Annotated in this window: 23 protein-coding genes and 1 tRNA gene; 8 read left to right on the forward strand and 16 right to left on the reverse strand. The window is 58.6% G+C overall.

Annotation, left to right across the window (positions count from 1 at the left end):
- Positions 1-9 precede the first annotated feature (9 nt).
- A complete protein-coding gene (locus tag APT89_RS09000; protein WP_045631357.1) occupies positions 10-210 on the forward strand; it encodes an ogr/Delta-like zinc finger family protein in 201 nt (66 codons plus the stop codon).
- Between the two features lie 83 nt (positions 211-293).
- On the opposite strand, the gene APT89_RS09005 is transcribed toward APT89_RS09000, so the two are convergent.
- Positions 294-369, reverse strand: a tRNA-Ile gene (locus APT89_RS09005).
- Positions 370-493: 124 nt separating this feature from the next.
- Between APT89_RS09005 and mug the strand changes: the two genes are divergently transcribed.
- Positions 494-1,000 (forward strand): G/U mismatch-specific DNA glycosylase, encoded by a 507-nt coding sequence (gene mug / locus APT89_RS09010; protein ID WP_023333460.1) that lies wholly within the window; start codon positions 494-496, stop codon positions 998-1,000.
- 102 nt (positions 1,001-1,102) lie between these two features.
- On the opposite strand, the gene rpoD is transcribed toward mug, so the two are convergent.
- From rpoD to rpsU, 3 genes are all read right to left on the reverse strand, one after another.
- Positions 1,103-2,947, reverse strand: a complete 1,845-nt coding sequence (rpoD, locus tag APT89_RS09015; RefSeq protein ID WP_028014473.1) for an RNA polymerase sigma factor RpoD — start codon at positions 2,945-2,947, stop codon at positions 1,103-1,105.
- 153 nt (positions 2,948-3,100) lie between these two features.
- The gene (gene dnaG, locus APT89_RS09020; protein ID WP_047364620.1) at positions 3,101-4,846 is read right to left on the reverse strand and encodes a DNA primase; all 1,746 of its coding nucleotides are present in this window, start codon (positions 4,844-4,846) and stop codon (positions 3,101-3,103) included.
- Between the two features lie 115 nt (positions 4,847-4,961).
- Positions 4,962-5,177 carry a 30S ribosomal protein S21 gene (gene rpsU / locus APT89_RS09025; protein WP_001144069.1) on the reverse strand — a complete coding sequence of 72 codons (216 nt, stop codon included), beginning with the start codon at positions 5,175-5,177 and terminating at the stop codon, positions 4,962-4,964.
- Positions 5,178-5,413: 236 nt separating this feature from the next.
- Here rpsU and tsaD point away from each other — a divergent pair, with 236 nt between their 5' ends.
- Positions 5,414-6,427: a tRNA (adenosine(37)-N6)-threonylcarbamoyltransferase complex transferase subunit TsaD gene (tsaD, locus tag APT89_RS09030; protein WP_041908060.1), complete on the forward strand. Its 1,014-nt coding sequence runs from the start codon at positions 5,414-5,416 to the stop codon at positions 6,425-6,427.
- 46 nt (positions 6,428-6,473) lie between these two features.
- On the opposite strand, the gene ureG is transcribed toward tsaD, so the two are convergent.
- The 10 genes from ureG to plsY all read right to left on the reverse strand — a co-directional run bounded on the left by ureG (position 6,474) and on the right by plsY (position 14,249).
- The gene (gene ureG, locus APT89_RS09035; RefSeq protein ID WP_022651876.1) at positions 6,474-7,091 is read right to left on the reverse strand and encodes an urease accessory protein UreG; all 618 of its coding nucleotides are present in this window, start codon (positions 7,089-7,091) and stop codon (positions 6,474-6,476) included.
- Positions 7,092-7,100: 9 nt separating this feature from the next.
- Positions 7,101-7,775: an urease accessory protein UreF gene (locus APT89_RS09040; protein WP_060572097.1), complete on the reverse strand. Its 675-nt coding sequence runs from the start codon at positions 7,773-7,775 to the stop codon at positions 7,101-7,103.
- Positions 7,775-8,314 carry a HupE/UreJ family protein gene (locus APT89_RS09045; protein ID WP_047364615.1) on the reverse strand — a complete coding sequence of 180 codons (540 nt, stop codon included), beginning with the start codon at positions 8,312-8,314 and terminating at the stop codon, positions 7,775-7,777. The genes APT89_RS09040 and APT89_RS09045 overlap by 1 nt, the downstream gene beginning before the upstream one ends.
- Before the next feature lie 9 nt (positions 8,315-8,323).
- On the reverse strand, positions 8,324-8,788 hold the full coding sequence (gene ureE, locus APT89_RS09050; protein ID WP_060572099.1) for an urease accessory protein UreE: 465 nt from the start codon (positions 8,786-8,788) through the stop codon (positions 8,324-8,326).
- 9 nt (positions 8,789-8,797) lie between these two features.
- Complete coding sequence (ureC, locus tag APT89_RS09055; RefSeq protein ID WP_060572101.1) at positions 8,798-10,501, reverse strand: urease subunit alpha; 1,704 nt, start codon at positions 10,499-10,501, stop codon at positions 8,798-8,800.
- Positions 10,494-10,808, reverse strand: a complete 315-nt coding sequence (locus APT89_RS09060; protein ID WP_028014465.1) for an urease subunit beta — start codon at positions 10,806-10,808, stop codon at positions 10,494-10,496. Before APT89_RS09060 ends, ureC begins: the two co-directional genes overlap by 8 nt.
- A gap of 10 nt (positions 10,809-10,818) precedes the next feature.
- A complete protein-coding gene (locus tag APT89_RS09065; RefSeq protein WP_003862556.1) occupies positions 10,819-11,121 on the reverse strand; it encodes an urease subunit gamma in 303 nt (100 codons plus the stop codon).
- 10 nt (positions 11,122-11,131) lie between these two features.
- Positions 11,132-11,959: an urease accessory protein UreD gene (locus APT89_RS09070; protein ID WP_060572103.1), complete on the reverse strand. Its 828-nt coding sequence runs from the start codon at positions 11,957-11,959 to the stop codon at positions 11,132-11,134.
- A gap of 116 nt (positions 11,960-12,075) precedes the next feature.
- Positions 12,076-13,542, reverse strand: coding sequence for an MFS transporter (locus APT89_RS09075; RefSeq protein ID WP_060572104.1), 1,467 nt, complete (start codon positions 13,540-13,542; stop codon positions 12,076-12,078).
- 92 nt (positions 13,543-13,634) lie between these two features.
- A complete protein-coding gene (gene plsY, locus APT89_RS09080; RefSeq protein ID WP_045285917.1) occupies positions 13,635-14,249 on the reverse strand; it encodes a glycerol-3-phosphate 1-O-acyltransferase PlsY in 615 nt (204 codons plus the stop codon).
- A 107-nt stretch (positions 14,250-14,356) separates the two neighbouring features.
- Between plsY and folB the strand changes: the two genes are divergently transcribed.
- Positions 14,357-14,725: a bifunctional dihydroneopterin aldolase/7,8-dihydroneopterin epimerase gene (folB, locus tag APT89_RS09085; protein WP_045261137.1), complete on the forward strand. Its 369-nt coding sequence runs from the start codon at positions 14,357-14,359 to the stop codon at positions 14,723-14,725.
- A gap of 107 nt (positions 14,726-14,832) precedes the next feature.
- Positions 14,833-15,654: an undecaprenyl-diphosphate phosphatase gene (gene bacA, locus APT89_RS09090; RefSeq protein ID WP_028014459.1), complete on the forward strand. Its 822-nt coding sequence runs from the start codon at positions 14,833-14,835 to the stop codon at positions 15,652-15,654.
- A gap of 13 nt (positions 15,655-15,667) precedes the next feature.
- Here the strand turns inward: bacA and APT89_RS09095 are convergent, their stop codons facing one another.
- Positions 15,668-16,909: a multifunctional CCA addition/repair protein gene (locus APT89_RS09095; RefSeq protein WP_060572362.1), complete on the reverse strand. Its 1,242-nt coding sequence runs from the start codon at positions 16,907-16,909 to the stop codon at positions 15,668-15,670.
- Positions 16,910-16,969: 60 nt separating this feature from the next.
- Positions 16,970-17,590, reverse strand: coding sequence for a TIGR04211 family SH3 domain-containing protein (locus APT89_RS09100; protein ID WP_060572364.1), 621 nt, complete (start codon positions 17,588-17,590; stop codon positions 16,970-16,972).
- Between the two features lie 229 nt (positions 17,591-17,819).
- Here APT89_RS09100 and APT89_RS09105 point away from each other — a divergent pair, with 229 nt between their 5' ends.
- The 3 genes from APT89_RS09105 to hldE are packed head-to-tail and all read left to right on the forward strand — an operon-like array spanning position 17,820 to position 23,469.
- Entirely contained in the window at positions 17,820-19,121 is a 1,302-nt protein-coding gene (locus APT89_RS09105) for a CYTH domain-containing protein (RefSeq protein WP_028014456.1), read from the forward strand.
- Between the two features lie 21 nt (positions 19,122-19,142).
- Entirely contained in the window at positions 19,143-21,998 is a 2,856-nt protein-coding gene (gene glnE, locus APT89_RS09110) for a bifunctional [glutamate--ammonia ligase]-adenylyl-L-tyrosine phosphorylase/[glutamate--ammonia-ligase] adenylyltransferase (RefSeq protein WP_060572106.1), read from the forward strand.
- A 40-nt stretch (positions 21,999-22,038) separates the two neighbouring features.
- Positions 22,039-23,469 carry a bifunctional D-glycero-beta-D-manno-heptose-7-phosphate kinase/D-glycero-beta-D-manno-heptose 1-phosphate adenylyltransferase HldE gene (gene hldE, locus APT89_RS09115; protein ID WP_003862540.1) on the forward strand — a complete coding sequence of 477 codons (1,431 nt, stop codon included), beginning with the start codon at positions 22,039-22,041 and terminating at the stop codon, positions 23,467-23,469.
- Positions 23,470-23,485: the final 16 nt, after the last annotated feature.

Below are 23,485 nucleotides of genomic sequence, written 5' to 3' on the forward strand. Positions count from 1 at the left end.
GGAGGGTATATGTTTCATTGTCCTAAGTGCAAGCATTCAGCGCATGCGCGTACCAGTCGCTATTTAAGTGAAAACACCAAAGAGCGCTATCATCAGTGCACCAATGTGGACTGCAGCTGTACGTTCGTGACGATGGAATCCGTGGAGCGTCTGATTGCAACTCCTGGCGCCTCTGAACGTGTCCGAACGGCTTCGATGAGTCACGGTTAACGGCGGTGCCACCGGCTCATAAAAAACCAATAAAAAAGCCACTCAATCGAGTGGCTTAATTCTTTGATTCTACATCTAAAATTTGGTGGCCCCTGCTGGACTTGAACCAGCGACCAAGCGATTATGAGTCGCCTGCTCTAACCACTGAGCTAAGGGGCCGTGGCGGTGAATTATAAAGTAACTCCCCGCAGCAATCCAGCCATTCACACCTGCCTGCTGTTTTTATAAACAACGCATTATCAATCCTTTATACTTCCATAACGACGTATCAGTGGGAGTAAAGATGATCAACGACATTCTGGCCCCTGGCCTGCGGGTGGTGTTTTGCGGAATCAACCCGGGAAAGTCCTCGGCGCACACCGGCTTTCACTTCGCCCATCCGGGCAATCGCTTCTGGAAGGTGATCTATCAGGCCGGGTTTACCGACAGGTTACTCAAGCCCGAAGAGGAGCAGCACCTGCTGGACACGCGCTGCGGGATCACCATGTTGGTCGAGCGGCCGACGGTACAGGCAAGCGAGGTCAACTTGCATGAGCTGCGCAGCGGCGGGCGGGAGCTGGTGAAGAAGATTGAAGACTACCAGCCAGCCGCGCTGGCGATCCTCGGTAAGCAGGCCTACGAGCAGGCGTTTAGCCAGCGCGGGGCTAAGTGGGGTAAGCAGAGCATCACCATTGGCGTTACGCAGGTGTGGGTGTTGCCGAATCCTAGCGGGCTCAACAGAGCGACGCTGGACAAGCTGGTGGAGGCCTACAGGGAGCTGGATGAGGCGCTGATGGTGCGGGGGCTTTAGCTTTTTTGCGGCCTGATGCCCTTACCCTGGCCCTCTCCCACGGGGAGAGGGAATAAACAAAAAAAAAGCTCCCGATTGGGAGCTTTTTGCTGTTTATCAGGATTAGTCGTCCAGGAAGCTACGCAGCACTTCAGAGCGGCTTGGATGACGCAGCTTACGCAGCGCCTTCGCTTCGATCTGACGGATACGTTCGCGTGTCACGTCGAACTGTTTACCCACTTCTTCCAGCGTGTGGTCGGTATTCATGTCGATACCGAAACGCATACGCAGCACTTTTGCTTCACGGGCGGTCAGGCCAGCCAGGACGTCGTGCGTTGCGGCACGCAGGCTCTCGGTTGTAGCCGAGTCCAGCGGCAGCTCGAGGGTGGTATCCTCGATAAAATCACCCAGATGCGAATCTTCATCGTCACCGATTGGTGTTTCCATGGAGATTGGCTCTTTGGCGATCTTCAGCACTTTACGGATCTTGTCTTCCGGCATCAGCATGCGTTCAGCCAGCTCTTCCGGCGTCGGCTCGCGGCCCATCTCCTGCAGCATCTGGCGGGAGATACGGTTGAGCTTGTTGATGGTCTCAATCATATGAACCGGAATACGGATGGTGCGTGCCTGGTCCGCGATAGAGCGGGTGATCGCCTGACGGATCCACCATGTCGCGTAAGTAGAGAACTTGTAACCACGACGGTATTCAAACTTATCTACCGCTTTCATCAGACCGATGTTGCCTTCCTGAATCAGATCCAGGAACTGCAGACCGCGGTTGGTGTATTTCTTGGCGATAGAGATAACCAGACGCAAGTTCGCCTCAACCATCTCTTTCTTCGCACGGCGCGCTTTCGCTTCACCGATGGACATACGACGGTTGATGTCTTTGACCTGCTCGATGGTCAGGCCGGTCTCTTCTTCAATTTGCTGCAGCTTCTGCAGACCGCGATAGACATCGTCCTTCACGTCGTGCAGTTTTTCAGACCAAGGCTTGTTCATCGCGATAGCCGCGTTGAACCAGGTTTCGCTGGTTTCGTTGCCGGTGAAGAGGGTGATGAAGTTCTTCTTCGGCATTTTGCACTGTTCAACGCACAGCTTCATGATGATGCGTTCCTGGGTGCGTACGCGATCCATCATCACGCGCATGCTGTTTACCAGGTAGTCGAACTGTTTTGGCACCAGGCGGAACTGTTTGAACACTTCAGACAGCTTCAGGATCTCTTCCTGAGCGGCGGCATGGCTGCGACCTTTCGCTTTGATGGTGTCACGCGTTACTTCGTACTGGGTACGCAGTTCGGCAAACTTCTCGCGCGCCAGTTCCGGGTCGATGCTGTTGTCATCGTCCGCGCTGTCGTCGTCTTCTTCCTCATCTTCATCTTCGTCGTCATCCATCTCTTCCTGAGACAGCTCAGAACCGACGTGAGTGGCGGTAGGCGCCATATCTTCTTCAGCGTTCGGGTCGACAAAACCGGTGATCAGGTCAGACAGGCGCGCTTCTTCCGCTTCAACGCGATCGTACTGCTCCAGCAGATAGGTAATCGCTTCCGGGTATTCGGCAACAGAGCACTGAACCTGGTTGATCCCGTCTTCGATGCGTTTTGCGATGTCAATTTCGCCTTCGCGGGTCAACAGTTCAACGGTACCCATTTCGCGCATGTACATGCGGACCGGGTCAGTGGTACGCCCGATTTCAGATTCCACGCTGGACAGGACCTGTGCAGCAGCTTCTTCCGCATCTTCGTCAGTGTTGTTGGAGGTTTCAGCCAGCAACAGATCATCGGCATCCGGTGCTTCTTCCATCACCTGAATGCCCATGTCATTGATCATTTGGATGATGTCTTCGATCTGGTCTGAATCGACGATATCTTCCGGCAGATGGTCATTGACCTCGGCATAGGTCAGATAGCCTTGCTCCTTACCGCGTTGGACAAGAAGTTTCAGCTGTGACTGCGGGTTTTGCTCCATAAGACGGTATCCACACTTAATTCGTTTGATTGGTGTCGGCGATGGTGCTGCCAACCTTTAAAGCGAGGGCGTACTTATATTTTTGCCGCTGCCTCTCAGTGCGGCTGCCGGGGGCTTCCCGATCGATATTCGGCACTTAAGCCGTTAAATTTTTTATTTCTTCGCCAGTTCCTGGTTAATCATCCAGAGTTCCCGGCGTTCTTCGCTGCTTAAGCCATGGGTGCGCTCGCGAGCTATCAACTCTTCCTGGCGCAACTCAAGCATCGAATCAAACATATGGTTGAGCGAGTCGGTGAACGTTTTTTCTGCAATTTCCTTATCTGCTATATCGTCCCACATCGACAGTTTTTCAAGGGTAGCGGCCTCTTTTGTGCCGCGATAATGCTCTAAAAGTTGTCCGGTGGTCAGACCTGGCTGAGACAAACAAGTGTTGACCAGTTCTGAAAATAAGCCAAGTCCGGGCAACCTTTCGTGGTTCAAACCCGCCAGCGACGGCACTTGCGGAGCAAGTTCGGGGTTTTGCACCAGTAACCCTATCAGTATACGCATGGTTGTGCGTTTTAGCTGAGGCGCGGGGCGAACCGTGCCGTTTTCAGCCTGTTTAGGCATTAAACGTTCAAGCTGGCTGTCATCCAGGATACCGAGCTTGTTGCCTAACTCCTGACGCAGGTAGATGCGCAGCGTTTCGCCGGGCACCTGGCTGATTAACGGCAGCGCCAGGGTACTGAGCTGCGCGCGCCCGTCAGGGGTACTCAAATCCACCTGCGGCATCAGGCTGTTAAACAGAAACGTCGAAAGCGGCTGTGCCTGCTCCATCCGCGCTTCGAATGCCGCTTTGCCCTCTTTACGCACCAGCGTATCCGGGTCTTCACCGTCGGGCAGGAACATAAAGCGTAGCTGACGTCCGTCGGTCATATACGGCAGCGCGGTTTCCAGCGCTCGCCAGGCGGCGTCTCGTCCGGCTCGGTCACCGTCGTAACAGCAGATGACGTTGTTGGTCACCCTGAACAGCAGTTGAATATGATCGGCAGTGGTGGACGTACCTAACGACGCAACCGCGTAGTTAATGTCGTACTGCGCCAGCGCAACGACGTCCATATAGCCTTCGACGACCAACAGACGCGGAGGTTCCGCATTGTCCTGCTGCGCCTCATAAAGACCGTACAACTGGCGGCCCTTATGGAAAATATCGGTTTCCGGAGAGTTGAGGTATTTCGGCAGGGCATCACCCAGCACGCGACCACCAAAACCAATTACCCGGCCACGCTTGTCGCGGATCGGGAACATCACCCGTTCACGGAAGCGGTCGTAGCTTCGTCCCTGGTCGTTAGTGACCAGCATGCCTGCGTCGATGAGGGATTTACGATCTTCGCTATTGCCGCCAAAACGCTTTAACACGTTGTCCCAGCCGGGCGGGGCGTAACCAATAGCGAAACGCGCAATCACATCGTCGCTCAGTCCGCGCTTGTTCAGATACTGACGCGCAGGCTCAGCCGCAGAGTGCTTAAGAGACTGTTGGTAAAACGAATTCAGGCCATCCATCAGTTGATACAGCGTTTGCCGCTGATGGCGCTCGATCTGACTTGGCCCACTGCCTGCTTCATACGGCACTTCAAGATTATGCATCGCCGCCAGTTCTTCGACGGTTTCAACGAACTCGAGCTTGTCGTAGTTCATTAAAAAATCGACGGCATTACCGTGTGCGCCACAGCCGAAGCAATGGTAAAACTGCTTTTCACCGTTTACGGTGAAGGAGGGGGTTTTTTCGTTATGGAACGGACAGCACGCATGGTAGTTCTTGCCCTGCTTTTTCAGCTTTACCCGCGCGTCGATGAGATCGACGATGTCGGTTCTGGCGAGCAGGTCATTGATGAAAACGCGTGGGATTCTTCCGGCCATATGCCCCAAAAATTTAAGCGACTTATAAACGAAAACAAGCCGCGCATTCCTTCCGGAAGCACGGCCTTACGACTACTACTCTGTCTGTCAATTGAGGGCGTTGGCCCTCAACAGATTAGTACAGACGAGTACGGCGTGCGTTTTCGCGAGCCAGTTTCTTCGCGTGACGTTTCACAGCGGAAGCTTTAGCGCGCTTACGTTCGGTCGTTGGTTTTTCATAAAACTCACGACGACGAACTTCAGCCAGAACACCTGCTTTCTCGCATGAACGTTTGAAGCGACGCAGTGCTACGTCGAACGGCTCGTTTTCACGTACTTTAATTACCGGCATGTAACTCTCACCTTTAATAAATTCGGTTTGCCGCTGGCATCAACGCCAGCTTATTTCAAAATGGTGCGGAATTTTACTGCAAATGCTGCTGCTTTGTAAAGCACCGATGCGATTTTGAAAGGGACTTTAATAAGGGTGAGGAGTATACACGAGCCTTCTTCCTGGGGCGAACAAAGTTTTACATCAACCCGCCCAGGCTCTACACTGCGCGGTATTGAAACGAGGTAAAACAAGTCATGCGTGTACTGGGTATTGAAACATCCTGCGATGAAACCGGCATCGCCATTTACGACGACGAAAAAGGGCTTCTGGCCAACCAGCTGTATAGTCAGGTGAAATTGCACGCTGACTACGGCGGCGTCGTACCTGAACTGGCCTCTCGTGACCACGTGCGTAAAACGGTTCCCCTGATTCAGGCGGCGCTGAAAGAGGCCGGATTAAGCTCAACCGATATTGACGCCGTAGCCTATACCGCAGGGCCGGGTCTGGTCGGTGCGCTGCTGGTCGGCGCGACGGTTGGCCGTTCGCTGGCCTTCGCGTGGGACGTTCCCGCCATTCCGGTTCACCACATGGAAGGGCATCTTCTGGCGCCGATGCTGGAAGACAATCCGCCCGAGTTCCCGTTCGTGGCGCTGCTGGTCTCCGGTGGGCATACCCAGCTGATTAGCGTAACGGGTATTGGCAAGTACGAGCTGCTGGGCGAGTCGATCGACGACGCCGCCGGTGAAGCGTTCGATAAAACCGCCAAGCTGCTGGGCCTGGATTACCCGGGCGGCCCGATGCTCTCTAAAATGGCGTCGCAGGGAACGGAAGGGCGCTTTGTTTTCCCGCGTCCGATGACCGATCGTCCGGGGCTGGATTTCAGCTTCTCCGGGCTGAAAACCTTCGCGGCGAATACTATCCGCAATAACGACAACGACGAGCAGACCCGCGCCGATATTGCCCGCGCGTTTGAAGACGCGGTAGTGGATACGCTGATGATCAAGTGCAAGCGCGCGCTGGATCAGACCGGGTTTAAGCGCCTGGTGATGGCGGGCGGCGTCAGCGCCAACCGCACGCTGCGTGCGAAGCTTGCGGAGATGATGCAAAAGCGTCGCGGGGAAGTGTTCTACGCGCGTCCGGAATTCTGTACCGATAACGGGGCGATGATCGCTTACGCCGGTATGGTGCGCCTGAATGCGGGGGCAACGTCCGACCTGAGCGTGTCCGTGCGTCCGCGCTGGCCGCTGGCGGAACTGCCTGAGGCGTAACCCCCTCACCCTAACCCTCTCCCCACAGGGAGAGGGACATTTACGACTACACCCGCAGCATCCCTTTCTCTTCCAGAAACGCAATAATCGTCCCCAGACCGTCACCCGCCTTCAGGTTGGTAAACGTCCACGGGCGCTCGCCGCGCATGCGGTTGGTATCACGCTCCATTACCTCCAGCGACGCCCCCACGTATGGCGCAAGATCGGTTTTGTTGATCACCAGAAAATCGGATTTGGTGATCCCCGGTCCGCCCTTGCGCGGGATTTTTTCCCCTTCGGCCACGTCGATCACGTAAATAGTCAGATCCGCCAGCTCCGGGCTGAAGGTCGCGCTCAGGTTGTCGCCGCCGCTTTCAACGAAGATCAGATCCAGATTACCGAACTTCTCGCTGAGTGCTTCTACCGCCGCGAGGTTCATTGAGGCATCTTCACGGATGGCGGTATGCGGGCAGCCGCCGGTCTCTACTCCCACGATGCGCTCTGGCTCAAGCGCGCCCGCCTCGGTGAGGATGCGCTGATCCTCTTTGGTGTAGATATCGTTAGTGACCACCGCCAGATGGTACGTGTCGCGCATCGCCTTGCAGAGCGCTTCCAGCAGCGCGGTTTTGCCCGATCCTACCGGACCGCCCACGCCCACGCGCAGGGGATGTTTGTAATCAGCCATGTTGACTCCTCAGGAACGGAATAGTCGTGAATATTGTGTTTCATGGCGCGCGGAGGCGATGGCCGACAGTGGCGTAGCTGCCCCCAGCGAGTCGTCGCCACGTAAAAATGCCTGTTCAAACCCGGCGGCAAAATGGTCGCTCAGCTCGATAATCAGCTGCTGCGCCGCCTGCTGTCCGAAGGGGACGAGCTTGACGCCCGCCATCACCGCGCTCTCTATCCAGCTGTAGCCGAGGCTCAGCGCCAGCTCGCGCGCGCCAATGCCCCAGCGCACGCCGAGCCACGCCATGCCGCAGAGCTGGCTCTGTGCAAACAGCGACAGCCACTCTGCCGGGCAGTTCGGCTCCCAGCTTTTAATCAGGCGCGTAAAGGCCGCCCCACGGTTGCGCTCCTCTTCGCGCAGCTCGCGCGTTTCCCGGCAGGCGAGCAGATATGCCGTCCAGCGTTTTGCTGCCGCGATGTCCTGCTGTTCGCAGGCCCGGAACAGCCGGATAAACATCGGCAGATCGACGCAGAAAAAGCTCTGCTCCATCTGCTGGATCTGCCAGCGTCTGAAGGCGTCGGTGCTCGTAACCCAGCCCGCCTCTACGGCCCACTCCAGCCCCTGCGACCAGGTAAACGACCCGACTGGCAGGCTGCTGCTGGAGAGCTGCATCAGGCGCAGCCGCTGGCGGGCATGCTCCATCAGCTCATCAGCGCCAGCAGGGCGGAGACGATCAACCCGCCGCCGAAGGTTTTACGCAGCCCGTCGTGACGGCGCAGCAACAAGCCTGCGGCGAAACTGGCGCACAGCACCGTCGCGCTGGCCAGCATAAAACCGCTGGTGAACAGCCAGAAGCTGTGGCCAGACATCTCCACGCCGTGCGCCCAGCCGTGGAACATCGCCAGGGCAGGCACCGCCAGCAGCAGGCGGTTTTCAGTTTTAAACATCATCACCCCGCAGACCGCCAGCGAGGCGATAATCAGCATCTCCATGCCGCTAAAGCCGCCGAGCAGGCTGCCCGCAACGGCGCCGACAAGCATCATGCCGAGGGTGGCAAACGGCAGCAGGAGCTTGCGGCCGCTCAGGGCAGACAGCACGCCAGCCCCGGTCAGCATCAGCAGGTGATCCAGCCCGGTCAGCGGATGGAAAAACCCAGCCTGAAAGCTGTCGGCGCCGTGGCCGGGATGCGCGAGCGCGGGAACGGAAAAAGCCAGCAGTAACAGCGGTAAATACTTACGCATGATTGATCCTTAATGTGAATGGGCGTGAGAATGGCTATGGCTGTGGGCATCGCTGGCGTAAGCGCCCGCTTCCGGTTCAAACGGCAGGCTGGCGAAGGTTACCTCCAGCCCGAACTGGCGCAGCATGTCGTCGAGAACGTGATCGTGGTGATAGCGCAGCTCGCCGGGCATGACCTGCAGCGGTACGTGGCGGTTGCCCAGGTGGTAGCAGGCGCGGGCGAGCAGGAACGGATCGGCGCAGCGCACCACGGAAACCGACTCCGGGGCGGCGATCACTTCGATCACTTCGCTGCCGTCGTCGGTGGTCAACAGGTCGCCCCCGCGCAGCAGCAGGCCGCGCGGCAGCATCAGTCCGGCTTCGCGGCCGTCGTTCAGCGCCACGCGAGCGCGGCTTTTCACCCGCACGTCAATCGGCAGCGTGACGCTGGCGGTAACCGGATGCGCATGGTCCAGGCGTTGGGTTAAATAGATCATCATGACTCCTTAAAACAGAAAATAGCGTTGCGCCATCGGCAAAACCTTTGCCGGTTCACTGGTGATCAATTCGCCGTCGACGCGTACCTCATAGGTTTGCGAGTCAACGGTGATATTCGGCTGTAAATCGTTGTGGATCATGTCGGCCTTTTTCACTGACCGGCAGCCTCTCACCACCGCGGTGGCGCTTTGCAGTCCGAGCCGCTGCGGAATGCCGCTGGCATCAGCGGCCTGCGAGACAAACGTCAGCCGCGTGGCGTGGCGTGCGGCGCCCAGCGCGCCAAACATCGGGCGGTAATGCACCGGCTGCGGCGTAGGGATCGAGGCGTTGATGTCGCCCATCGGCGCGCAGGCGATCATCCCGCCTTTGACGATGGTGGCGGGTTTGACGCCAAAGAAAGCGGGGGACCAGACCACCAGATCCGCCAGCTTGCCCGCCTCAATCGATCCCACTTCATGGGCGATGCCGTGGGTCAGCGCCGGGTTGATGGTGTATTTGGCGACGTAGCGCTTCACGCGGAAGTTATCGTTATCGCCCGTCTCTTCCGGCAGCGCGCCGCGCTGGACCTTCATGCGGTGCGCCACCTGCCAGGTGCGGATAATCACTTCCCCGACGCGGCCCATGGCCTGCGAATCTGACGAGGTGAGCGAGAACGCGCCGATATCGTGCAGCACGTCTTCCGCAGCGATGGTCTCCCGGCGAATGCGGGATTCGGCAAACGCCACGTCCTCGGCGATATCCGGGTCGAGGTGATGGCAAACCATCAGCATGTCGAGGTGCTCGTCGATGGTGTTCACCGTGTAGGGCAAGGTAGGATTGGTGGAAGAGGGCAGAATATTCGGGTGCGCGCAGGCGGTGATGATATCCGGCGCGTGGCCGCCGCCCGCGCCTTCGGTGTGGAAGGTGTGGATCGTGCGCCCGCCGATGGCCGCCAGCGTGTCTTCGACAAACCCGGACTCGTTCAGCGTGTCGCTGTGCAGCGCCACCTGAATATCCATCTCTTCGGCCACCTCCAGCGAGCAGTTAATCGCCGCGGGCGTCGCGCCCCAGTCTTCGTGGATCTTCAGCCCGATGGCGCCGGCGGCGATCTGCTCGCGCAGGGCGTCCGGGTTGGAGCCGTTACCTTTGCCGAGCAGGCCAATATTCACCGGCAGCGTATCGGCGGCCTGCAGCATGCGGGCGATATACCACGGCCCCGGCGTGCAGGTGGTGGCGTTGGTGCCCGCCGCCGGTCCGGTGCCGCCGCCAATCATGGTGGTGACCCCGGAGACCAGCGCCTCTTCCGCCTGCTGCGGGCAGATCCAGTGGATGTGGGTGTCGATCCCGCCAGCGGTGACGATCTTCCCCTCGGCGGCAATCACTTCCGTCGCGGCGCCGATCGGGATCGTCACGCCGGGCTGAATGTCCGGGTTCCCGGCTTTGCCGACGGCGAAGATCCGCCCGTTCTTCACGCCGATATCGGCCTTCACGATCCCCCAGTGGTCGACGATCAGCGCGTTGGTGAGAACCAGATCCACGCAGCTGTCAGCGGTCATCTGCCCCTGGCCCATGCCGTCGCGGATCACCTTCCCGCCGCCGAACTTGACCTCTTCGCCGTAGACCGTGAGATCGTCTTCCACTTCGATCCACAGCTCGCTGTCCGCCAGCCGCACCTTATCCCCGGTGGTGGGGCCGAACATGTCGGCATACGCCTGACGTGAAATTTCAGCCATGTTTCACCTCGCCCATGACCTCGCCGCGAAAGCCAAAAATGCGCTGCGCGCCCGTCACCTGCACCAGCGTCACCTCTCGCTTCTGGCCCGGCTCGAAGCGCACGGCGGTGCCCGCCGGAATGTTCAGCCGGTAGCCCCTGGTGGCTTCGCGATCAAACTTCAGCGCCGGGTTGACCTCGTAAAAGTGGTAGTGCGATCCGACCTGGATCGGCCTGTCGCCGTGATTTTCAACAACAACACTTTGGGCTTCACGCCCGACGTTGATCGCAATAGTGCCGGGCTGGATCTGGTATTCACCTGGGATCATCACGTGCTCCTTACACGATCGGGTTGTGGACGGTGACGAGCTTGGAGCCGTCCGGGAAGGTGGCTTCCACCTGAATATCCGGGATCATCTCCGGCACGCCCTCCATCACCTGATCGCGCGTCAGGACGTGGCGGCCCGCCTCCATCAGCGAGGCGACGGTTTCGCCATCGCGCGCGCCTTCCATGATAAAGGCGCTGATCAGCGCGACCGATTCCGGGTAGTTGAGCTTTACCCCGCGCGCAAGGCGGCGTTCGGCAACCAGCGCGGCGGTAAACAGCAACAGCTTGTCTTTTTCTCTGGGGGTCAGTTCCATAACGTTTCTCTTATGTCTGCCAGATGCGCGGCGAACAGGCGGTTTTGGTAGTAAGAAGCGGGCGAAGCGACTGCCAGATGTCGCGCATCGCCCGCTGGCAAATCAGGTTGTCGTGGGAGAGAAAACGCACCGACAGCAGAGCGTCGGTGAGCGTTGCCCCCGCAAAATGGCCCAGAGGCGCGAGCAGCGCGCGCACCGTGTCGAGATGTTCTTCCCGGGCCGGATAGAACAGCAGGGTGCCGATCCACGGGTGTCCGGCAACGGGCGTGAGATCGCCGTCGCCGAGGTGCTGGCGCTCTATCAGGCGCGGTTCATCATCCACCCACACCTCAAGGCGGCTCTCCAGCGTACCGTGGCTGAAGGTCTCACCGATTACCGGGCGGCCCAGGCAGTACAGCTCCCACGCCAGCAGCGTGCTGGAGGCCTTAAGGTGGAAGACGGAACGCAGCGCGGCGTTCGCGCCGGGAAAGATAATGGTGTCCTGTGGCAGCCACTCCAGCGTAGCGTTTTCATCAAGATAAAAGTGCTGGCTCAGACGCGCCTGCGGGCCGCTGCTGCGGTAGAACTTGCTGGCGCCGGGCATGGTGATAAGCGCGTGGCTTTTGGCATTGAGCCGAACGGAAATATCCAGCGTATCGCCGCCCACAACGCCGCCGGGCGGGTGCAGCAGATAGAGATGGCAGGTTTTTCCTTCGGGATAAAACGGACGTTGTACGGTGAGCGGCCCGACGTGTCGAGCGGAACGCAGGAGGGTTTTCTCAGGGGTGTGACAAAACTGCAGGGCAAGCGACGCCTGCCAGCCTTTATACGTATTATCAGTGACCTGAGCTGCTAACATGGTGCTTCCATTTCCACACTATCGGGGTACGTTTAAGTATGCCCTGGCGGAAATGAAGGCTGTCATATGAGTCGCTTATGGATAAAAAACCGGCTCATGTGAGCCGGTTTGCGAGACTAGCGGTAATCTTCTGCATCCACATCATACCCGGACGGCTCCCAGCGGATCGCCAGCAATGACGCCAGACCGATAAACGGCGCCAGCGCAATCACCCAGAACACGGCGGTGTCGAGCGAAGCAACCAGCAGCGGGAACAGGAACAGCGACAGCGTGGAACTGCTGCGCATCAGCGTCTGGTTGAGACCCACGCCCACGCCGCGCAGCGAGGTCGGGTAGCTCAGCGAGGCGAACGTCATGGTATGCGCGCCCGGGCCAAATCCCTGACCGAACAGGAAAAGCGCCAGCATCGCCACGGCAAGCACCCCTTCAGAAGCACCGTCCGGTCGACCAATCAGCGCCAGTCCCAGCAGCGCCACAAGCTGACAGGCGTAACCCGCCAGCGACATCCGCCACGCGCCAAAGCGCGGCACATAGCGCACCGCCAGTAATCCACCGATAAACGCAAAAAGCAGGTTCAGCGCCAGCGAGATCACAATAGTGGTCAGCATAGACTGCACGAAGAAGCTTGAAATAATCACCGGCAGGCCAAAGGCCACGGCGTTATAGGCGAACGAGGAGACGACGGACAGCAGCGTGGCGAGCGTGGTACGCCGCAGATAGATGCCGCGGAACAGGTTCAGATAGTTCGACCATTTGGCTTTATTCACGACAGGCGCAGGCTGGGTGAGCGCATCCTGCGGGACGTGGGCGTTAATATTGTACGACTGCCGCAAAATGGACGCCGCCTCTTTCAGGTTGCCCTGATTCGCCGCCCAGACCGGCGATTCGCTCATATAGCGGCTGCGGATGGCGATAATCACCAGCGCGGGTACCGCGCCAAAGCCGAGAATCAATCGCCACAGCCAGTCGCTGTGGCTTTCCGGCAGCACGGCGTAGAAAAAGAGAACCAGAAGGTAAGAGATGCTGATCGCCGCATACCAGGTAGGGCACCACATCGCGACGCTGGAGGCCTTATTGCCCGGCCCTTTCAGCCTGGCAAACTCGCTCAGGAACGCCATCGCCACGGGAAGGTCGATCCCCACGCCAAGGCCCATCACAAAGCGCGCGCCCGCCAGCACATATTCATTCGGGGCCAGCGCGCAGGCGATAGCGGCGACGACAAAGAATACCATGTCGGCCATAAAGACGCGGTAGCGCCCGATTTTATCCGTGAGGTAACCGCCGAGCAGCGCCCCGACAATCGCACCAAAGGTAATTGCCGAGGCCACCATGCCGGTACCGGCGGGCGTCAGGTTAAATTCGCGGGTGATGTCTTTAATGCCGAACGCCAGCGCGCCCAGATCGTAGGCATCGAGGAAAATTCCCCCGAGTGCGATACCCACCACGATTCGGGCGTTAGCCCGGCCCTGTGAGCCGTGATTAACGAGGCGTGAAACGTCCGATGCACTGCGCACCCACTGAATGTCGCCATCAGGGGGAATTCCTGCCGTTGAAAGGGGAGTGGTGTCTGTGATTTCTGCCATTTTCTTTTTGTGTGGTTGTGTTGTGTCATTAACAGTTACCACAGGCAGAAGGTGACAAAAATCACATTTGGTTATAAGGCATAACGAACGGTTTACTGAGCGTCTTTCTTCTTACGCTTGAGCTTCGTCCAGATCTTGGTTTCCTGACGACGCCACAGGCGCTGAATGTTGTCATGATGACGCAGCAGGATCAGGCACGATAGCATCGACACCGGGAAGGTAAATTGCGGTTTGAACCACCAGACATAGAACGGAGCAATCAGCGCGCTGACGATGGCGCCCAGCGACGAATAGCCGCTCAGCAGAATGGTCAGCAGCCAGGTCCCGGCCATGACGCCGGTTAAGTCCCATCCGATGGGCGCGATGGCACCAAAGGCGGTCGCCACCCCTTTGCCGCCTTTAAAGCCGAAGAATACGGGCCAGATATGGCCGACGCAGGCGGCGATGGCGATGAGCCCCAGCCAGAACGGCGTGACGCCCAGCGCATACGCGCCCCAGACGGGTAGCATCCCCTTCAGAACATCAAAAATCAAAACCGCTACGGCTGCTCCCTTGCCGCCAATTCGAAGCACGTTGGTCGCTCCCGGATTCCCGGAACCACTTTCACGCGGGTCAGGTAACCCGGCAATGCGGCAGACCAGAATGGCGCTGGAGATTGAGCCGCAAAGATAGGCGAGGAGGATCATTCCAGGCGCGATTGCACTCATAACGCTGTTCCGTTTTGAAAATGTATCTGTATTCTCAGCATCTGTGGATAATACGCATAATTCGCCGGAAGTGGTATCCGGTTTAGCCAAAAAGCAGGCAGGTCGTGATGGATATTGTATTTATAGAGCAACTTTCGGTAATCACCACAATTGGTGTTTACGACTGGGAACAGACCATCGAGCAGAAACTGGTGTTCGATATCGAAATGGGATGGGATAACCGCAAATCGGCAAAAAGCGATGACGTGAATGACTGTCTGAGCTATGCCGACATCAGCGAAGCGGTGATCGGCCACGTGGAAGGACAGCGTTTTGCGTTGGTGGAACGGGTGGCGGAAGAGGTGGCGGATCTGCTGCTGACCAAATTCAACTCACCGTGGGTACGCATTAAGCTGAGCAAGCCGGGGGCAGTGGCGCGCGCGGCCAACGTAGGCGTGATTATCGAGCGTGGCACAAATCTGAAAGGAAACAATTAACGTCATAATTGCTAAACCATTTTAGGTTATATCGGTCTTAAGGCTGTATCTTTCACGGTAGCCGTTAGGGGCGACCGTTTTTTTATATCTTTTTTAGGGGTTTATAGATGAGCGATATGCACTCGCTGCTGGTGGCGGCAATTCTGGGTGTGGTCGAAGGATTGACGGAGTTTTTACCGGTTTCCAGTACGGGCCATATGATTATCGTTGGCCATCTGCTGGGCTTCGAAGGCGATACCGCAAAGACGTTTGAGGTGGTAATTCAGCTGGGCTCGATTCTGGCGGTGGTGGTGATGTTCTGGCGTCGCCTGTTTGGCCTGATCGGCATCCACTTTGGCCGTCTGCCGCAGCGTGAAGGAGAGGGCAAAGGCCGCCTGACGCTGATTCACATCCTGCTCGGGATGATCCCGGCGGTGGTATTGGGGCTGGTATTCCACGACACCATTAAATCGCTGTTTAACCCGATTAACGTCATGTACGCGCTGGTGGTGGGCGGTTTCCTGCTGATTGCCGCGGAAGTGCTGAAGCCAAAAGTCCCGCGTGCGGAAGGCCTGGACGATATGACCTATCGTCAGGCGTTTATCATTGGCTGCTTCCAGTGTCTGGCGCTGTGGCCGGGCTTCTCCCGTTCAGGTGCGACCATTTCAGGCGGGATGCTGATGGGCGTGAGCCGCTACGCGGCTTCCGAGTTCTCGTTCCTGCTGGCGGTGCCGATGATGATGGGCGCCACCGCGCTGGACCTTTACAAAAGCATTGGCTTCCTGACCACAGGTGATATTCCGATGTTTGCCGTGGGCTTTATCACCGCCTTTATCGTGGCGCTGATTGCCATCAAAACCTTCCTGCAGCTGATTAAGCGTATCTCGTTTATTCCGTTCGCGATCTACCGCTTTATCGTCGCGGCTGCGGTGTACGTGGTCTTCTTCTGATAACCGATTGCCCTCACTCTTTCGGCTGAGGGCAACGCTTTTCCTTCCACGCGGTAACCGCGTCAATCCGCCGTTTGGTTAGCTCCTCGCGAATCTCCGGGCCTTTAAATCCTGCCTCAACAACGTCTTTCGTTGGCACCGCTTTTGCGACTTCCCACGCTTCGCGCAGCAAACGCCCCTGGGGATAATCGGACGCTTCAAACCCGGTGCGGCCGCGCACGTCCGCTTCGCTGGTGAGCGCAATCTGCTCCACGCGCTGCGGCTTGCGCCAGGCGTCGATATTAGCGAACAGTTTCACGATGGTGGCGGGCTTCAGGATCGGGAAGGTATGGATCAGGTCGTGGAACTCGGCGACCAGCTTTGCCAGATCGCGGATGTCATTCGGCACGCGCAGACGCTGGCAGAGCCCGTCAACCAGCTTTACCCCCGCCGGACCGTGCCCGTGATGGCGCGGCCAGAACTCTTTCGGCGTTAAGCCTTTGCCGAGATCGTGGCACAGGGTGGAAAAACGTACGTCCACCTCAGGGCTGAGCATGGCGGCCATGCTCAGCGTCATCAGCGTGTGCACGCCGGTATCAATTTCGGGATGCCATTTCGCCGGTGCGGGCACGCCAAACAGCGCGTCGATTTCCGGGAACAGCACCTTCAGCGCGCCGCAGTCGCGAAGAACCTGGAAAAAGACCTGCGGGTTGCGGGTGGTGAGGGCATTTTCCGTCTCTTTCCAGACGCGCTCCGGCGTCAGGTGTTCCAGCTCGCCCGCCTCGGTCATGGCCGTCATCAACGCCATCGTCTCATCCGCAATACGGAAGCTCAGATGCGCGTAACGCGCGGCAAAACGCGCCACGCGCAGCACGCGGAGCGGATCTTCAGAAAATGCCGGGGAGACGTGACGCAAAAGACGATCGCGCAGGTCGTCCTGCCCGCCGTAGGCGTCGATGATATGGCCGTTTTCGTCCTGGGCCAGGGCGTTAATGGTGAGATCGCGGCGCAGCAGATCCTGCTCCAGCGTCACATCCGGCGCGGCGTAGCAGGTGAAGCCGGTATAACCGGAACCGGATTTCCGTTCGGTACGCGCCAGGGCGTACTCTTCCCGGCTTTTCGGATGCAGGAACACGGGAAAATCGCGGCCTACCTGCTGGTAGCCCGCGTCGAGCATCTCTTCCGGGGTGGCGCCCACCACCACCCAGTCTTTATCTTTGACCGGCAGACCTAACAACGCATCACGTACCGCACCACCGACCAGATAACTCTTCACGCCCAACTCTCCCGTTTTCTCTTTTCCAGAATGATACGTAAGTCTGGCAGAGAAGACGAATTAGTTCATCCAGCGATCTTTACGCTTACGGCTTGGGATCAGATGTGGCAGAACCAGACCCAGCACCAGACCAACGCCCAGCACGCCGCCACCATACATAAACCACTGCATGATAATGGTGCGCTGTTTGTCATCAAGCTGCAGGTTCGCGGCGTTCACTTTTTTCTGCGCGACGATCAGCTCGTTTTTGAGCTTTTGATTCTCTTCTTTCAGACCGTTGATCACGCCGTCGCTCTGCGCCACTTTCTGCTGCATTTCAGCGGTGCGCTGGTTCCAGGTCCCGTCAATGTTGTTCAGCTTGTCGGTCAGGGTCCTCACCTGGTTTTCCAGATCCGGCACGCGGGTGCGCAGGCTTGGCACGGTGCTCAGCTCTTTCATTGGGATCCAGGAGGTACGGCCGGAACTGTCGCGAACCTGACCGTAATTGGTCTCCGCGTTGGTCTGCAACAGGGTGACTTCCTCGCCGGCATTCACCGTGCCCACGAGGCGATAATTGTCTCCGGGGCCACTGCGCACCCAGGTGTTAAGTTCGTCAGAAACGTAACGCTTCTCTTCAGCGTGCACTGCGGTTGCGGCGCTAAAAGCGAGTAAAGTAAGTCCAATCAGGCGTAATTTAAGCATCATTAGTCGTTATTTTCATAAAAAGTGGAACGATAGTAGTGGCAACAGTGTCTCTACGCAAAGCATTCATCAGCAATCAGAATCATCTGTGTCACGACTCTACACATTTACGCCCGACAAATTGCTCATTGCATGGCAATTTGGCGCAAAATACTATGTACTGACAAACAAATGGCGAGGAAGTTCGCCCTCATTGACGCGTCTGTGACGCCCGCAAAAGTACAAGGCTATGGCTCAGGAAATCGAATTAAAATTTATCGTCGAAAAAGACAGCGTTGACGCGCTCCGTCAGCATCTGAATACGCTCTCCGGCGAGCACCATGAACCCGTACCGTTGCTCAACATCTACTACGAAACGCCGGACAACTGGCTGCGCAACCACGATATGGGGCTGCGCATCCGCGGCGCGAACGGACGCTACGAGATGACGATGAAAATCGCCGGCCGCGTGGTCGGCGGTTTGCATCAGCGCCCGGAATACAATATCGACATCAGTAAGCCAGAACTTGAGCTGGAACGTTTCCCGGCGGAGGTCTGGCCGGAAGGCGAACTGCCCGCCACGCTGGCAGGGCAGGTGCAGCCGCTGTTCAGCACCGATTTCGCTCGCGAGAAATGGCTGGTGACGGAAGGCAAGAGCCGCATTGAAATCGCGCTGGATTTAGGCGAGGTGAAGGCGGGTGAGTTCCAGGAACCGATCTGCGAGCTGGAGCTGGAACTTCTGGAAGGGGATGCGAGCGACGTGCTGAAGCTGGCGCGCAAGCTGGTAAGCCAGCCGGGTTTACGTCAGGGCAGCTTGAGCAAAGCGGCGCGCGGCTACCACCTGGCTGCCGGAAATGCGCCACGCGTGCTGAGAGAGACTCCGATTTTGCGCGTCGTCCCGAAAGCCAGCATTGAGCAGGGCATGGAAGCGGCGCTGGAGCTGGCGCTCTCCCAATGGCAGTACCATGAAGAACTGTGGGCGCGTAACGTCAAAAATGCCAAAAAACAGGTGCTGGCCGCGATTGGTCTGGTGCGTCATACCCTGACGCTGTTTGGCGGTATCGTACCGCGTAAAGCTAGCGCTCACTTACGCGATCTGCTGACCCAGACCGAAACGCTGCTGCTTTCCGACGTGTCGGCGCAAACCGCGCTTTATAGCCCGCAAAATGCCGCGGCAAAACTGGCGCTGACCGAGTTTCTGGTGACGCGCGGCTGGCGCGTCTTCCTCGATGCAAAAGCGCAGACCAAAATCGCGGACAACTTTAAACGCTTCGCGGATATCCATCTTTCCCGCCACGCCGCCGAGCTGAGAACCACCTTCGCGCATCCGCTGGGCGACCAGTATGGCGACCAGCTTCCCCGCCTGGCGCGTAATATCGACAGCATGTTGCTTCTGTCGGGAGCGTACGAGGGCGTGAAGGCGCAGGCCTGGCTGGAGAACTGGCAGGGGCTTAAGCATGCCATTGAGACCCGTCAGCAGATTGAGATCGAGCATTTCCGCAACGAAGCCATTTCGCAGGATCCATACTGGCTGCACAGCGGAAAACGTTAATTCTGGCAAGGAACCCCTGATATGCCGCTTTCTTCGCAGTTACAGCAGCACTGGCAAACCGTTTGCGAACGTCTGCCCGAGTCGTTACCCGCGTCATCGTTAAGCGAGCAGGCGAAAAGCGTGCTCACGTTCAGTGATTTTGTGCAGGAGAGCGTCAGCGCGAATCCTGACTGGCTGGCAGAGCTGGAAAGCGCGCCGCCGCAGGCTGACGAGTGGCGGCACTATGCTGGCTGGCTGCAAACCGCGCTGGCAGAGGTGGCGGATGAAGCCACGCTGATGCGCGTTCTGCGTCAGTTCCGCCGCCGGGTGATGGTGCGCATTGCCTGGGCGCAGGCGCTGGAGCTGGTGAGTGAAGAGAGCACCTTGCAGCAGCTGAGCGAGCTGGCGCAGACGCTGATTGTCGCCGCGCGGGACTGGCTCTACGCCGCCTGCTGTAAAGAGTGGGGCACGCCGTGCAGCGAAGAAGGGGTTCCGCAGCCGCTGTTGATTCTGGGGATGGGCAAGCTGGGCGGCTGCGAGCTGAACTTCTCCTCGGATATCGACCTGATCTTTGCCTGGCCGGAGAATGGCGCCACGCGAGGCGGTCGTCGCGAGTTGGATAACGCCCAGTTCTTTACCCGACTCGGGCAGCGTCTGATTAAGGCGCTGGACCAGCCTACGCAGGACGGCTTTGTTTACCGCGTGGACATGCGCCTGCGCCCGTTTGGCGACAGCGGCCCGCTGGTACTGAGCTTCGCCGCGCTGGAAGATTATTACCAGGAGCAGGGGCGCGACTGGGAGCGTTACGCGATGGTCAAAGCGCGGATCATGGGCGACAGCGACGACGCCTACGCCAACGAGCTTCGCGCCATGCTGCGCCCGTTCGTGTTCCGCCGTTACATCGACTTTAGCGTGATCCAGTCCCTGCGCAATATGAAAGGGATGATCGCCCGCGAGGTGCGCCGTCGCGGTCTGAAGGACAACATCAAGCTTGGCGCGGGCGGCATCCGCGAAATCGAATTTATCGTTCAGGTCTTCCAACTGATCCGCGGCGGGCGCGAGCCGTCGCTGCAGTCGCGCTCGCTCCTGCCGACGCTGAGCGCCATTGAGCAACTGCATTTGCTGCCGGACGGCGACGCGCAAACCCTGCGCGAAGCCTATCTTTTCCTGCGCCGTCTGGAAAACCTGCTGCAAAGCATTAACGACGAACAGACCCAGACCCTGCCGGGCGATGACCTTAACCGGGCGCGACTGGCCTGGGGCATGCGGGTAGATGACTGGTCAACGTTGACCGAACGGCTGGATGCCCATATGGCAGGCGTTCGCCGCATCTTTAACGATCTTATTGGTGACGACGAAAGTGAATCGCCGGACGATGCGCTCTCCGAGCACTGGCGCGAACTGTGGCAGGACGCGCTCCAGGAAGATGACACCACGCCGGTGCTGGCGCACTTAAGCGACGATGCCCGCCATCGCGTGGTGGCCCTGATTGCCGATTTCCGCCTTGAGCTGAACAAGCGCGCCATTGGGCCGCGCGGTCGGCAGGTACTGGATCATCTGATGCCGCACCTGCTGAGCGAGGTCTGCTCCCGCGAGGATGCGCCGGTGCCGCTGTCGCGCATGATGCCGCTGCTGAGCGGGATTATCACGCGTACCACCTATCTTGAACTGCTGAGCGAGTTTCCCGGCGCGCTGAAACACCTGATTTCCCTCTGCGCCGCGTCGCCGATGGTAGCCAACAAGCTGGCGCGATACCCACTGCTGCTGGACGAACTGCTTGACCCGAACACGCTCTATCAGCCGACGGCGACGGACGCTTACCGCGACGAGCTGCGCCAGTATCTGCTGCGCGTGCCGGAAGAGGACGAAGAGCAGCAGTTGGAGGCGCTGCGTCAGTTTAAGCAGGCGCAGATGCTGCGCGTGGCGGCTGCGGATATCGCCGGTACGCTGCCGGTAATGAAAGTGAGCGATCACTTAACCTGGCTGGCGGAGGCGATCATCGACGCGGTAGTCCACCAGGCGTGGGTGCAGATGGTGGCCCGCTATGGCCAGCCGAAGCATCTTGCTGACCGCGAGGGGCGAGGGTTTGCCGTGGTCGGTTACGGCAAGCTGGGCGGCTGGGAGCTGGGCTACAGCTCCGATCTGGATCTGATTTTCCTGCACGACTGTCCGGCGGACGTCATGACCGACGGCGAACGTGAGATTGACGGGCGGCAGTTCTACCTGCGCCTGGCCCAGCGCATCATGCACCTGTTCAGCACCCGCACTTCGTCGGGCATTCTGTACGAGGTGGACGCGCGCCTGCGCCCGTCCGGCGCGGCAGGCATGCTGGTCACCTCGACGGACGCTTTTGCTGACTATCAGAAGAACGAAGCCTGGACGTGGGAACATCAGGCGCTGGTGCGCGCCCGCGTGGTGTACGGCGATCCGCAGCTCAAAACGCAGTTTGATGCGATCCGCAAGTCAGTCATGACGACCCCGCGCGAGGGCAGCACCCTGCAAACTGAAGTGCGCGAAATGCGTGAGAAAATGCGCGCGCATTTGGGCAACAAACATCGCGATCGCTTTGATATCAAAGCCGATGAGGGCGGTATTACCGATATTGAATTTATCACTCAGTACCTGGTGCTGCTGCATGCCCACGACAAGCCGAAGCTAACCCGCTGGTCCGATAACGTGCGCATTCTGGAACTGCTGGCGCAAAACGACATTATGGACGAGCATGAGGCGCAGGCCTTAACCCGCGCCTACACCACGCTGCGCGACGAACTTCATCACCTGGCGTTGCAGGAACAGCCGGGCCACGTGGCGCTGGACTGTTTTACCGCAGAGCGCGCCCAGGTGACGGCAAGCTGGCAGAAATGGCTGGTGGAGCCGTGCGTAACAAAACAAGTGTGATATTATCGCGCGCAAATTGTGAATCTTTCTGGAGTCAGGAATGAAAGTAACACTGCCAGAGTTTGAACGTGCTGGAGTAATGGTTGTCGGGGATGTGATGCTGGATCGCTACTGGTATGGGCCGACCAGCCGCATCTCACCTGAAGCGCCGGTACCGGTGGTTAAGGTCGACACCATTGAAGAGCGTCCAGGTGGCGCGGCAAACGTGGCGATGAACATAGCCTCGCTGGGCGCGCACTCGCGTCTGGTGGGCCTGACCGGTATCGACGATGCGGCGCGTGCGCTGAGCAAGTCGCTGGCGGACGTGAACGTGAAGTGCGACTTCGTTTCTGTTCCGACACACCCAACCATCACCAAGCTGCGCGTGCTGTCGCGTAACCAGCAGCTGATCCGCCTCGATTTTGAAGAAGGCTTTGAAGGCGTTGATCCTGAACCGCTGCACGAGCGCATCAATCAGGCGCTGGGCAATATCGGCGCGCTGGTGCTGTCTGACTACGCCAAAGGCGCGCTGGCGAGCGTGCAAACGATGATTCAGCTGGCGCGTAAAGCCAGCGTACCGGTGCTGATCGACCCGAAAGGCACCGATTTTGAGCGCTATCGCGGCGCAACCCTGCTGACGCCAAACCTTTCTGAGTTCGAAGCGGTGGCGGGCAAGTGCAAAACCGAGGAAGAACTGGTTGAGCGCGGCATGAAGATCATTGCTGACTTCGAGCTGTCCGCGCTGCTGGTCACCCGCTCCGAGCAGGGGATGACGCTGCTGCAGCCGGGCAAGGCGCCGCTGCATATGCCAACCCAGGCGCAGGAAGTGTACGACGTGACCGGTGCCGGTGATACGGTGATCGGCGTGCTGGCGGCAACGCTGGCGGCGGGTAACTCCCTGGAAGAGGCGTGCTACTTCGCGAACGCCGCGGCGGGCGTGGTCGTCGGTAAATTGGGTACTTCAACCGTTTCGCCAATCGAGCTGGAAAACGCGGTGCGCGGGCGTGCGGATACCGGTTTTGGCGTGATGACCGAAGACGAGCTGAAGGTGGCCGTTGCCGCCGCGCGCAAACGCGGTGAAAAAGTGGTGATGACCAACGGCGTGTTCGACATCCTGCATGCGGGCCACGTCTCGTATCTGGCGAATGCGCGCAAGCTGGGCGATCGCCTGATTGTGGCGGTGAACAGCGATGCGTCGACGAAGCGTCTGAAGGGTGAAACGCGTCCGGTGAACCCGCTGGAGCAGCGCATGATCGTGCTCGGCGCGCTGGAAGCGGTGGATTGGGTGGTCTCATTTGAAGAAGACACCCCGCAGCGCCTGATTGCCGGAATTTTGCCTGACCTGCTGGTGAAGGGCGGTGATTACAAACCAGAGCAAATCGCAGGTAGCGAAGAGGTCTGGGCCAACGGCGGTGAGGTGATGGTGCTCAATTTTGAGGACGGGTGTTCAACCACCAACATCATCAAGAAGATCCAGAAAGACAGTCAGTAAAAAACGGGCCAGTTGG

The organism is Enterobacter sp. 50588862 (assembly GCF_001462935.1).
Taxonomy (GTDB): Bacteria; Pseudomonadota; Gammaproteobacteria; order Enterobacterales; family Enterobacteriaceae; genus Enterobacter; species Enterobacter bugandensis.